Annotated in this window: 10 protein-coding genes; 4 read left to right on the top strand and 6 right to left on the bottom strand. The window is 61.7% G+C overall.

Going from position 1 to position 12,620, the window contains the following annotated elements:
* The first annotated feature begins 10 nt into the window (after window positions 1–10).
* Window positions 11–670 (top strand): NYN domain-containing protein, encoded by a 660-nt coding sequence (locus RLW41_RS16255; RefSeq protein ID WP_409562756.1) that lies wholly within the window; start codon window positions 11–13, stop codon window positions 668–670.
* 29 nt (window positions 671–699) lie between these two features.
* Complete coding sequence (locus RLW41_RS16250) at window positions 700–1,359, top strand: uracil-DNA glycosylase (RefSeq protein ID WP_414462135.1); 660 nt, start codon at window positions 700–702, stop codon at window positions 1,357–1,359.
* Here the strand turns inward: RLW41_RS16250 and RLW41_RS16245 are convergent.
* Genes RLW41_RS16245 through dapA form a run of 3 tightly spaced genes read right to left on the bottom strand, consistent with a single transcriptional unit; the run spans window position 1,340 to window position 3,335 of the window.
* Window positions 1,340–1,888, bottom strand: a complete 549-nt coding sequence (locus RLW41_RS16245; RefSeq protein ID WP_414462134.1) for a peroxiredoxin — start codon at window positions 1,886–1,888, stop codon at window positions 1,340–1,342. The two genes, RLW41_RS16250 and RLW41_RS16245, sit on opposite strands and share 20 nt — an antisense overlap.
* A 59-nt stretch (window positions 1,889–1,947) precedes the next feature.
* Window positions 1,948–2,421, bottom strand: a complete 474-nt coding sequence (smpB, locus tag RLW41_RS16240) for an SsrA-binding protein SmpB (RefSeq protein WP_409562753.1) — start codon at window positions 2,419–2,421, stop codon at window positions 1,948–1,950.
* Between the two features lie 23 nt (window positions 2,422–2,444).
* A complete protein-coding gene (gene dapA / locus RLW41_RS16235; RefSeq protein WP_414462133.1) occupies window positions 2,445–3,335 on the bottom strand; it encodes a 4-hydroxy-tetrahydrodipicolinate synthase in 891 nt (296 codons plus the stop codon).
* A gap of 409 nt (window positions 3,336–3,744) precedes the next feature.
* On the opposite strand from dapA, the gene RLW41_RS16230 reads away from it, so the two are divergent.
* Together RLW41_RS16230 and RLW41_RS16225 are read left to right on the top strand one after the other, a co-directional pair.
* Window positions 3,745–5,838, top strand: a complete 2,094-nt coding sequence (locus RLW41_RS16230) for a lytic transglycosylase domain-containing protein (protein WP_414462132.1) — start codon at window positions 3,745–3,747, stop codon at window positions 5,836–5,838.
* Window positions 5,835–6,851 (top strand): alpha/beta fold hydrolase, encoded by a 1,017-nt coding sequence (locus tag RLW41_RS16225; RefSeq protein WP_409562750.1) that lies wholly within the window; start codon window positions 5,835–5,837, stop codon window positions 6,849–6,851. The genes RLW41_RS16230 and RLW41_RS16225 overlap by 4 nt, the downstream gene beginning before the upstream one ends.
* Here RLW41_RS16225 and RLW41_RS16220 read toward each other — a convergent pair.
* From RLW41_RS16220 to RLW41_RS16210, 3 genes are all read right to left on the bottom strand, one after another.
* Window positions 6,791–8,788, bottom strand: a complete 1,998-nt coding sequence (locus RLW41_RS16220) for a hypothetical protein (RefSeq protein WP_414462131.1) — start codon at window positions 8,786–8,788, stop codon at window positions 6,791–6,793. The genes RLW41_RS16225 and RLW41_RS16220 overlap by 61 nt on opposite strands.
* Window positions 8,789–8,959: 171 nt before the next feature.
* Window positions 8,960–11,173 carry an OmpA family protein gene (locus tag RLW41_RS16215; protein WP_414462130.1) on the bottom strand — a complete coding sequence of 738 codons (2,214 nt, stop codon included), beginning with the start codon at window positions 11,171–11,173 and terminating at the stop codon, window positions 8,960–8,962.
* Window positions 11,174–11,465: 292 nt separating this feature from the next.
* Window positions 11,466–12,488, bottom strand: coding sequence for an NAD(P)-dependent oxidoreductase (locus RLW41_RS16210; protein WP_414462129.1), 1,023 nt, complete (start codon window positions 12,486–12,488; stop codon window positions 11,466–11,468).
* Between the last annotated feature and the right edge of the window lie 132 nt (window positions 12,489–12,620).

Here is a 12,620-nt window from a genome sequence, read left to right as displayed (position 1 = left end):
GGATTCGCCAATGCATTTTTACCCCACCGAACGTATCGCTCTTTTCATTGATGGCGCAAATCTTTACGCCACTGCAAAGTCACTGGGGTTCGACATCGACTACAAGCGTTTGCTGGGATTTTTCCGGCAAAAAGGACACCTTGTCCGTGCACTCTATTATACGGCCCTGGCCGAGGAGCAGGAATACTCTTCGATCCGGCCGCTCATCGACTGGCTTGACTATAACGGCTTCTCGATGGTGACGAAGCCGACCAAAGAATTCACCGACGCGACCGGCCGCCGTAAAGTCAAAGGCAACATGGACATCGAGCTGGCCGTCGACGCTATGCGTCTGGCCGATAACCTCGATCACATCGTCATTTTCTCAGGCGACGGTGATTTCCGCAGTCTCGTTGCTGCTCTTCAGCAGAAGGGTAAGCGCGTCAGCGTCGTGTCGACGCTGCAGACCCAGCCGCCGATGGTCGCCGACGAATTGCGCCGTCAGGCCGATCAATTTATTGACCTCGCCGACCTCGAAGAACAGGTCGGCCGCTCACAGACCGGTGGCGGCTCCAACGGCGGCCGTACGCCTCGCGAAGGCGGACGTAGCCCGTCTGCACGCGGACAGGCTTCGTCTCCGCGCGACACCAATTACCTGGGCGACGACGACTTCGCTGAAGAGGAAGTCTAAGCGACAGACGATAATTGAGCGAAGGTAAGATGGGCGCGGCCTTAGTCGAAACGGCATTGGGCCCCGAAGCTCCGCCTAAATGCACGCGCTGCCCGCGCCTCGTTGCCTACAGAGCTGAAAACGAGCGCCAGGAGCCGAACTGGTTCAACGGCGCGGTCGCTTCATTCGGAACGCCAAACTGCAGCCTCCTGATCGTCGGCCTGGCGCCAGGTCGCAACGGCGCCAATCGCACAGGACGGCCGTTTACCGGCGATTATGCCGGCGATCTGCTTTATGGCACGCTGATCCGCTATGGCTTCGCGACCGGCGAGTATCACGCTCGCGTCGATGACGGTCTTCGCCTGCGCAACTGCATGATCACCAACGCCGTACGCTGCGTGCCACCCCAGAACAAGCCTGAGCCGTTAGAAATTGCAAACTGCCGTCCCTACTTTGCAGCGCGGCTTGAAAGTCTGCCGAAACTGAAAGTCATCCTCGCCCTAGGCCGGATCGCGCACGATCAGACACTCACCACGCTTGCAAAAAGAAAGGCGCTTTTTCCGTTCGCACACGGCGCCCGCCACGAACTCGCGCCGGGCCTCGCCCTTTACGACAGCTTCCACTGCTCACGCTACAATACCAACACCGGCCGGCTAACGACGGAGATGTTTCACGCTGTCTTCGATGCAATCAGGCACGAACTGCCGTAAGAGACAGTAGCGTCCGCGCGTGCCCGGCGGGGTTGGTGACCGGATAGATCACTCGATAAATGATGCCGTCACGGACGATCATCGTCAGCCGCGAAAGATAAACGACGCCGCCGGTTTCAAAGCGTGGCAGATCGAGCGCATCGGCAAACGCCAGCTTCTCATCGCTCAGCAGCAGATACGGAATACCGGCGCGCGCAGCGAAAGCGTGCTGCGCCTCCGAAGATTGCCCGCTCACGCCGAACACCTCGTAACCGGCCAGCTCGAATTCTGCATAAGCGTCACGAAACCCTTCGGCTTCAGGTGTCGAACCGTGCGCACCGGGAATCGTATCCCAGTCCGGCGGATTGGGAACGCCCGGCGTCCCCGTCATCGGATAGACGAATACAATCGCTTTCTCTTGAAAGCGCGCGAGATTGACCATCGCACCACGCGTGGCAGGCAGTGCCACATCCGGAAGGCGCGTTCCCGCGATCAGATGTTTCGCCGCGCCATCATCGACCGGCGTGGGCCAGGGTGAATGTGTTTCCATAACGCGTTTCCCCTTCGCTAGCGCGAGCGAAGCGGCCCGCATTCCAGCCGCTCACACGATCAGCCCTTTTCGCGCATGAGGCGCGCTTTTTGCCGGTTCCAATCGCGTTTCGCAGCGTCCTGCCGCTTGTCCGCGTGGTTCTTGCCCTGCGCTAAGCCCAGCTTGATCTTGGCGCGGCCTTTCTCGTTGAAATAAAGCTCCAAGGGCACCAGCGTCATGCCCTTGCGCTCGATCGCAATGCCGATCTTATGAATTTCGGTGGCATGCATCAGCAGTCGGCGCTTGCGCCGTGGCTCATGCGGGAACAGCGCTGCGCCCGGATATTCAGCGATATAGCTGTTGATCAGCCAGATCCCACCGTCCTCGACCGAGGCATAGCTTTCCGCGATATTCGATTGACCACGCCGCAGAGACTTCACCTCGGAGCCGAGAAGCTCGATACCCGCTTCCCAGCTATCGGTGATGAAGTACTCATGCCGCGCCTTGCGATTTTCGGCGACAAGCGTGGTGCCGTCGTCGCGTTTGGATGCCATGACTTAGCGCTTTCCGACAGTCGTCACTCGGCCGCTTTCGCGCTCACGAGGTCGAGGTCGCTCAGCACCTGATCGATCGCCCGCTTCGACGCGTCGGTGAGCGGCACCATCGGCAAACGCATGTCCGCCGTGCCGAAACCGAGCCGCGAGACAGCATATTTGACCGGCGCCGGATTGGTCTCGATGAACATCACTTCGTGCAGCGGCGTAAGCCGGTCCTGGATGGCAAGAGCCTTCTTGAAGTCGCCCGCCATGCACGCGTTCTGGAGATCCGCGCATAGCCGCGGCGCCACGTTCGACGCGACCGAGATGCAGCCCGCGCCGCCATGAGCCATGAAGCCCAGCGCCGTCGCGTCTTCGCCCGAGAGCTGACAGAAATCCGGCCCAAGCACTGACCGCACCTGCGAGGGACGCGCAAGATTGGCAGTCGCATCCTTGACGCCGACGACATTCTTCAACTCGTAGCAGCGCGCCATCGTCGCGACCGACATGTCGACGACCGAACGGCCCGGAATGTTGTAGATAACGATCGGAATATTGATGGCGTCGTTGATCGCCTTGAAGTGCTGATAAAGCCCTTCCTGGTTCGGCTTGTTGTAATACGGTGTCACGATCAGCACCGCATCCGCACCGATTTTCTCAGCGTATAGCGACAGCTCGACCGCTTCATCGGTCGAATTCGAACCCGTGCCTGCGATCACAGGAACGCGCTTCTTGGCGGTCCCGACCGCAAGCTCGATGACGCGCTTGTGTTCGTCATAGTCGAGGGTCGGGCTCTCGCCCGTCGTTCCGACGGGGACCAGACCATGCGTGCCTTCGGAAATCTGCCACTCGATGAACCGCGTAAAGGCGGCTTCATCCACCTTGCCATTGCGGAACGGCGTAACGAGCGCCGTAATTGAACCTCTGAACATGCGTTCGCCTTAGATTGAAAAAACCGAGACCGGCACCCTGCGGTGCAGCACCCCTGTCTCGATCAGGAATTCAACGTCATTAGAGACTCGAGCCATACGGCCAGGGGCCACGGTCTTGCCGTACGTATGTGCCATGCGTCCGGCCTGAACCGCTTGCCTCAGCATGCATAATTCCGCTTAATACGGTGTATCGTTGCTAGCGACGCAAGCGCTGTAACATTAGGCGCTCGTAAAGCTTGCCGCAAGGTCGGGGCGAGTAGGGCGTTTTACCCAATGGGGAGCAATGCGACTAAGCCTCAATTCCAGAACGCGAATTCGCTCCCTCACCCGCGTTCTCTGCGGTCTGTCGCCGTCCCTTTTCTTGGTTGGCGTCACGTTAACGGGCGCGCCTTCCCCCGCCGAATCTGCGGTGAAGGCGGTTCCCGCGCCGCAACTGCTGCCGTCCGAGAAGGCGCAAGAGCGCAAACTCGATTCGGCGCTGAGCCCTTTGCTGTCGCTCTCGCCTGATCCTGGCGACCTGTCCGCCCTACGCGATGCGGCCTCGGCCATCCGGTCGAAGAACCTCGACGACCTTGCGACGGCGAAAAGCAAGATCAGCGATCCCATCGGCCGAACGCTTGTCGTCTGGATGCGCCTGCGCGCCGGTCTTGGCGACCCGCAGGAATTTCGCGATTTCCTCCGCGAGCATCCCAATTGGCCGGATCGCTCTACGATCCGGGAGGGCTTCGAAGAAGCCGTGTTCATGAATGGCGGCAGCGCCGACGCCATCAAGGCCTATTTCGCCAACAACCCACCCGAAACCGGCGCAGGCTATGCCGCTCTCGCCTCGGCCGAGTTGGCCGAGGGCAACACGACGGCGGCGCGCAAGTACGCCTCCAAAGCCTGGCGCGAGATGTCCATTCCGCCGACGCTCGAAAATGGCTTTCTCGATCGCTTCGGCAACCTGCTGACGCCAGCCGATCACAAATGGCGCTTCGACCGCCTCATCACCGATGACGTGCGCTACGCCGGAAACCGCAAGGACCGCGCCGCGCTGGCGAAGCGTCTCATCCCGCTTCTACCAGCAAGCGAACGCAAGAGAGCCGTCGCGCGTCTCGCCGTCTTCAACAAGGCCTCTAACGCCCAGGCCCTGATGAGCGCGCTCGCACCGGGCGGCCGCGACGACGTCGGCCTCGCTTTTCATCGTGAGCAGCTGCTGCGCAAAGCCGGAAAGATCGAGCAGGCCGCCGACATCATTCTGTCCATCCCGCCCGATCCGAAGAAGGTCGCGGCGCTGGACGAGTGGTGGGCAGAGCGACGCGAACTGGCCTACGGAGCACTCAAGCTCGATAAGCCGAAGCTTGCCTACGAACTCGTCAAGGACGCCGGTCCCCTCTCCGTCAATCCGCGCAAAGACCAGACGTTCATGGCCGGATGGATCGCATTCCGATATCTCAAAAAGACCACCGCCGCCGAACGCCACTTCCGCGATATGATCGCCGCTTCGGACGGGCCGTTGAGCAGCGCCAAGGCACATTATTGGCTGGGACGCGTCCTGGCTGCGCGTGGGGACAAGGCGGCCGCGGCCCAGCAGTACCGTGAGGCAGCCAAGTATTCCGATACGTTCCATGGTCTCCTGGCAATGCAGACGCTGGACCCCGGCCGCACCCATCTCGAAATCACCCCGCCCGCTTATCCGACAGCCGCGCAAATTCGCAAGCTGAACGCCTCCGATCAGGCGCATGCGCTGGTGCTTGCGCAAAAGGCGGGCCTCTCTCGCGAAATTACCCGCACGCTCCTGGCAGGCTTGAGAAACGCTGCGCCGTCCGAGGCGGAAGTCGGTATGGTCGCCTTTCTCGCGGAAGAACTGGGCGACCCACAAATGTCCCTGCGCATCGCCAAGATCGCCATCGCGCGTGGACAGAACTTGCTGATCTATGCCTATCCGCTGAAGCCGTTCCCCGGCTACACACCGCTGCGCGCCCCGCCCGAGCTTCCGCTCCTTCTTGGCCTCGCGCGGCAAGAGACGGAATTCAACGCTCAGATCGTCTCGGGCGCCGGCGCCAAAGGTCTGCTGCAAGTCATGACTGGAACCGCGCGCCACGTATGCCGCGACTACAAGATTAAATGCCAGATTGATCGTTTACTCTCCGATCCTCGCTATAACGCGATGATCGGTTCGGCCTACGTCGCCGACCGGATGGATGACTTCAACGGCTCCTATGTGCTTGGACTTGCCGGCTACAACGCCGGCCCGGGCCGGGCACGCCAGTGGATGAACGAGTTCGGCGACCCGAGAGACGCAAACGTCGATCCGATCGACTGGATCGAACGCATCCCGATCCCTGAAACCCGCAATTACGTCACCAAGGTTCTGTCGAACATCCAGATCTATCGCGCGCGCATGGGCATGAAAAACCCGCTGCGTCTTCGACAAGACCTCTGGCGCGGCCGTAGCGATACGCGGATGCCGAAAGACGACGATTCAGGTAGCGGCATCGCCGACAACAACAGCGACGGTTGAGCAAACCCAAAACGAGGCGCGATATCCCAATGGTGGCGGTGCAGGAATTCGAAGACATTCACTTCACCAGCCGCGATGGGCTGCGCCTCTACGGCCGCCATTATCGGCCCAAGGTCGCGTCCGACGCGCGGCCGGTCGTTTGCCTCGCCGGATTGACGCGCAATAGCCGCGACTTCCACGACGTCGCGGTGGCATTGAGCCAGGGCGCGAAGGCGCGCGACGTGTTCACGCTCGATACGCGCGGCCGCGGCCTGTCCGAATACGATTCTGACTGGAAGAACTACGCCGTGCCGATCGAAATGCAGGACGCGATCGACTTCATGATGATGCTCGGGCTGCGCAACGCCGGCATCATCGGAACGTCTCGCGGCGGCCTCATCTCAATGGTTCTGGCAGCTGCGCAACCCTCACTGATGGGAGCGGTGGTTCTGAACGACATCGGTCCGGTGATCGAACAAGACGGGCTCGCACGCATCGCGGGCTATGTCGGTCGCATTCCCCAGCCGAAGAACTGGGCCGACGCGGCGCGCATCATCGGCGATCTCTTCCGCCGCGATTTTCCGCAAATGACTGATGACGATTTTGCCGCCATCGCCCGCCAGATGTTCAATGACAAGGACGGCAAGCCGGTCGGCGCTTACGACCCGAAGCTGGCGAGATGCTTGTCCGTCCTCGATGGCCCGATCCCGAAACTCTGGCCGCAGTTTGAAGCTATGAAACGCATTCCGGTGCTCGTGCTGCGCGGCGAGAACTCTGACCTTCTATCGGAGAAGACCGTCGAGGAAATGCGCCAGCGCCATCCGAAACTGTCGTCATTCACGGTGTCCGCCCAAGGGCACGCGCCGCTGCTACGTGACGAGCAGACGATCTCAGCAGTCGCCTCGTTCTTTGCCGAAACCGACGAGCAGAATGACGGTACGCGCTACGGAATCCTGTCCCGCAGCGATTTCGGTCACGTCTCGCGGCTGGTATCGACCTCGCCCCTGTCGACCCGGCGCGAAAACTCCGTATAGCCGCCGCTCGCCAGAATGCGCGCCTGCTCAACCCAGCTCTCGCGCTCGATCCGGCCCTTGAATTCCAGCATGCGGCTGACACGGTCGATGTCGCCGCTGGTCCAGTTCGCGATCTGATCGTAGCGGCGAACGCCCATGGCATTGAGGCGCTTCTCGATCAGGACACCTATACCGCGAATGCGCTTTAAATCGTCGGAAGGACCTTCGGCCGTGGCCTCCGGCAATGGCGCATTGTCTTTCGTGATTTCGACGGTCGCCGTGCCCGTTCCCTTTTCCCGGATCGCGTCCGTGATCCGCGCCGGCATCGAAATCTTCGGATCGACCTTCGACAACGGCGAAATCGGCTCGATCGGTTTGAGCCCGCGCGTCACGCTTGCCGACGAAGCAGCAATCGCCGCTGCAGCCGCCGCCGCCATTTCGGCAACCGAACGTCCCTGACTTGCAGCCGCGACGCCGGAAAGCCCCTCGCGCTGCGAGGTTGTCCCTGTGACGAACTGCAACGGCGCCGGCGCTGCTGAATCGTCCCGTGACGTCGTCTGTCCCCCAGTCGGACTTGGCTCCGTTTTCGCTTCGCTTGCGGTCTCTGCTTTGGCCTTAAGCATCGCCTTGCGGTTTCGCGAGTAATAAGTCTCGCCACCTTTCGCCAGGATCTGCGCCTGCTCGACCCACTGCTCTCTATCGATCCGGCCGGGCATTTCGAGTTCCTGGCCGATCCGCCGGACATCGGATGCGCTCCAGCCCGCGATGTGCTCGAAATATACGACGCCGCGCGTCTTGAGCTTCTGCTCGATATCGCTGTCGATGGCACGAATACGTTGAAAATCGTCGCCGTCTTCGATCAGCGCCGCAGGCACGACGGGCGCAGGCACCACAGGTTCCGGCTCGGGCTCACGCGTCGGTTCTTGTTCAAGCTCAGGCTCCGGTTCAAGCGCGGGTTCGATCTCCGGCTCAAGCTCCGATGGCGTTTCGTCATCTGATTGTGATTGAGAATCGGCCTCCGGCTCGGCCTCAGACGCTGGCTCCGGCGCCTGTTCCTCTTCAGCCGCAAACGTCTCTTCCTCTGCCACAACAGACGGCGGCTCGGCTGCGGCAGCCACGATCTCTTCCGAGGGTTCCACCGCTTCATCGCGATCCGCGTCCGGAGCTTCAGCCTGCGCCGGTTCCGTCATCACCGGTTCCGCACTCGCCTCCTCGATGGGAGGCCGCGTTTCCTCAACGGGCGGTTCTTTCACCGGTTCGCGCCGCGACAACCCCATGCCCGGCATCGCGACCGACGCTGCAGCCGCGGCTTTGGCGGCTGCAACGGCCCCGGCGGCCGCCGCAGTGGTCGCATCACGCAACCGCGCAGCCAACCCGCCCGTACGCGGCTCCCGCTCAGGCATGGGTTGAGGCGCTGGTTCTGGCTCCGGAATCGGCTCCGGCTCAGTTTCTTGTGCTTCCTGGGGAACGTCTTCGATGTCCGGCACGTCGGGCGGAAGTTCTTCGACGGGCGGAGGAGGCGGCAACTCCGGAGGCGCAGGCTGATAGATATCCGTCACCGGCGGCAGCACTGCAGGGCAAATTTCAATAATCGCGATACGCGGAACGCCTTCGTTGAAATGCGGACCGGTCAACGCGCGCTCAAAACGCGACGGATCGAGCAGGGCCGGCGCCGGACGCGGTTCCGGGCGCCGGAGAACTTCGATTTTCGGCTGAACCGGATCAATTGTCCGCGGCGTGACCGGCGGCATCGGCTGCGCCGCACGCGGACGCACCGGTTGCGGCGGGATGACGATGGGAGGTCCGACCGGCACGTCGGCCTGCACCGGCGCCAGCACGCGCTCAGGTGCTTCATCCCGCGAACCGAACAGAGCGCGTTTCACCGTGCACGCGACGAACGCGCCGAGAAAATACGACGCGAGCAACAGCAGGAATGTTTGCAGCAGTAGATACGTCATTTCCTACCTAATCAGATGCCCGAGGGCGGCCGGATAATCTCGGCTGCGCGTCATCTCTTTTTTTCACGGCACGAGACCCAACCAACGACAAGCCCCAGCGCGAACGCCGCTGCGATCCACCAGATCAACTTCATGAACAGATAGTCCATTTGCGGTCTTCCTCCGTTCCCCTCAGTTGACCTTGACCGTAAATTCGATGCGGCGGTTCTTGGCCCGTCCTTCCGACGTCGCGTTATCGGCGATGGGCTTCGTCGCGCCATATCCGACCGTCGTCATGCGCCGCGGATCGACGCCGTTCTGAGCCAGGAAGTCGGCGACGGCTTGCGCCCGCCGGTTGGAAAGCCGCTGGTTACGCTCATCCGTGCCTTCCGAATCCGTATGGCCTTCGATTTGAATTTTGAAACTCGGACATTCGTTGGCGATCTGAGCCAGATCTCTTAGCGTCTGCGCACTGTCCGCCGTCAAATCCGCCTTGGCGCGCGCAAAGTTGATCGTCCCGTTGGCCGACGCTTGCCGCATCAGCGTCTGACAACTGTCGGCCGCCTTCTCCTCCTGGGACATGACCGTGATCTCGTCCCGGCTCTTGAAGCCCGGCGGCAAATCCGTCGACAGAACGCTGCGGATATCGTTCGCCACCTGATCGCTCTCTGCCGCGCCCTTGATCACGAATTCTTTGCCCGCAATCGAGACTTCGCCGTTTTTGAGCCGCGCCATCTCCTCAAGTCCGAGGTGCGCCGCTGACGACCACGGCTCCGCCGACGCGCCGACAATCTTCATGTTGTCGGTCACACTGGAACCGGCAAAAATCTGCTGCGCGATCTCAACGATACGCAGGCGCGACGCGTCGTCGGGCGCCTCACCCTCGATTGTCACCATGCCGTTTGGCTCACGCGCCGCTTTCCACGTGAGATCGGTCTTCATCTTGCCGGTGAACGCGATGTTCGTCGTCGTTTCGCAGGTCTGCCCGGCGGCCGCCTTCACATCCCCCGGCACCGACTGCGACGCGGCGTAATCATCCGTATCGCCCGACACCTCAAGTTTGTGGTCGGTCAGAACGGACTTGCCCTTTTTGAGCCGCGGCAGCGACGACAAACCGGCGACGACGCATTGCTGCCAGCCATCCGGAGCTCCCGGCGCAACTTGCGATTTGTCGTTGACCTGTTTGCCGGGGAACCGCGCCTTGATTGCATCAAGCAGTGCGCCACGAGCCGCCTCGCTCGGAACCATGCCGACCAGAGACAGCGACGCCCCATCATTTACGATGCCCATGACATAGCCGCTCGGTGGCAGCTTGATCTCCGGCTTCGGGAAACGGATGTGTTCGACGATCCGGAAATTCTGCGGCACATCGAGCTTCAGCGTTCTCTTGACGGCGGTCGCCGTCTGCTCGTCCGGTGCTTCGCCAGAGAAAGCCAGATCGCGATCCGTAAACGCGACATCGCCGGTGCGAAGCTGCGCAAGCTGTTCGAGCGCCACACTCGTCGCCTTGTTCCAGCCCTGCGGCGCCCCGTCGCCGATATCCGAATTGTCGGTAATCGTCATCGCCCGGAACAATGATTTGGCGCGCGCCTTCAACCGCTCGCGGTCGTCGTCGCTCGGCGCAAAGCCCGAAATCTCGACGCCCGCGCCGCTCTTCTTAATGCCCCAGACGAACGGCCGGACGAGCGGCGGCGTAATCGCCTCGCGAGCCAGAGCAAGCCCTGCTGGCCGCTTCTCGGACAGCGCCTCACGAACGTCGCGATAGGCATCCGCAGTCTTGGCTTCGCCTGCGATCGACAGATCCAGCATGGAGAGCGACGCTTGTCCGCGCTTCAACTCGGCCAGATTTTTCATGCTGAAGATTGCAGCAGAGAGCCACGCATTGCGATTGATGCTTCCCCGCGCCAGCCGAGTCTCATCCTGAATCTTGGCGCCAGGAAAAGCTTTACGAGCAGCGTCCAGCAGCGCGCGGCGCGCGTCTTCCGATGGCACGTCACCCGCAATCCGGACGCGCCCATCGTCGGACGACGTCACCGACCAATGATAGTTAGCGACACTCTCAAGCAGCGCAGCCCTGTCGGCAACGACGCGCACGCCCCAAACGTTCTCGACACTCGCGAGAGCCCGCCCCGGATCCCGCTCATCCGGCGCACGTCCCGTCAGCACCGCATCGCGGCCGACGACATGCAGCTTGGCCCAATCGAGTCCCGAACGCCGCAGCGCTTCGCCTGCACGGCGTGACAGATCGAACTCGATGCCGCCCTGTTCGAAGTGCACGGCAACCCAAGTCAAAAGCGCGATCGGGACGAGTCCCAAAAGCCAATATGATGGATTGCAGCGCATGCGCACGCGACTCCGAATGCTTACCGACGTCTCGCTGTCGCGGAACGACAAAAAACCAACCATGAGGGAAGCGATGCGCTAACCCCCGCCCAGCGTGACAATCTTTGATCCGAGCGGATCCCCCGATCCGAAGTATAGACAAGAGGAAAGACCATTCCAAGCAGGCGAGAGCCACAGCACCGCGCCATAACCGGCTGAAAAAGAAAGATTTTTATTCCGTCTTCGCCGAACCGGCTACACCCTGTTGCTCCAGTGCCGCTCAGGCCCGTTGCTCGCACCCCTTCACGGCAACCACATGGCAAAAAAGGTAAAAATCGCTTCTTGTCACCATCGGGCATCGCCTTGGCGGCATCTGTCACGATGACAGCACAACCACCGATATGCCGGCGGCTCGAAGTGCCTCCAGCTCTTGCCCGCCGCCTCGTCTACCCGCATCCGCGTTGAGCCTGAGGCGCACAACTTGGCGGCCGCTCTTTGCCGACGCGACAACGGCCGATGTGTCGCCGCCTTGGGTACTCGCGATCGGATGACGGCGCGCCTCGCGCCGGGCGAAGTCCAACACAGCGGCCTGAACATCGTCGTCGTAGAAAATATCGTCCGCACCCCGCAACGCTCTCACGGCTCCAAGCGTCAGCATGTCCGCGTCATTTCCAACCCCGATAACCGTCACCGCCTCCGGCGTGCGCGCTTCCGGTTCGCCAGCGATCAACTGCGCAATGTCGTCGGCTCCCGGCCCCCGGTCGAGATGGCGAAGAGCGAAATCGGTAAACCGCCGCCAGAAGCGTCGCTTTTGTTCTGGCGTCTCTCCTAAGCGATCGCTCTCCCTGCGAAGATCGCGCGCTGCGGCTGCCCAGAGCCGGAAACTTTCAGGCAGCAAGCTTTCGACCAGCGAGCGAATGGCCTGTCCGAAAACCGGCGCCGCTCCGTCCGTCGAAATCCCCACGACGAGTGGTGAACGATTGACGATCGCGCCGAACTGAAAATCGCAAAGCGCCGGTCGATCGACCACGTTGACCGGTACGCCGGCAGCGCGAGCTGCAGCCGCAAACGTCGCCGCTTCCGCTTCGTCGGCAAAGGAGCCGACGGCCAGCGCTGCGTTCGCCAAATCCTCCGGCGACCATCCTCGCTGAACAAGAAGAATTTGCCCGCGCGGCGGCGCTTCGGCCAACGCGAAAAATTCCTCGGCAAACGCTTCGGCAAAAACTTCTACCAGCGCGCCCGTCGCCGCCAACAGCTCCGCCTTCCAGAGCGCCGGTTCGCCGCCGCCGATGAGCACGACGCGTTTGCCGTCGAGCTTAAAGAAGACAGGCAGCGTTGCGAGGGGCCCGATACGGGCGCCCTGACGTGTTGAAACCGTCTCTTGGTTGGCGTTCGACATCGATAGAGGCTCGTTTCCGTGCCGCAGCTTCAATGCGGCGACTCTACGAGCTTCGTAACGATCCGAGCCGGAGCGAACAAGCGCCTTCCTGCCAGGATTTGATACGTCAATTGGATTGAAAAGCCCTCAGCG

It is taken from the genome of Hyphomicrobium sp. DY-1 (assembly GCF_047497105.1).
In the GTDB taxonomy this organism is placed as follows: Bacteria; Pseudomonadota; Alphaproteobacteria; order Rhizobiales; family Hyphomicrobiaceae; genus Hyphomicrobium_B.
Note: the sequence above shows the minus strand (reverse complement) of the source record. Positions and strands in the feature narration are given on the sequence as shown.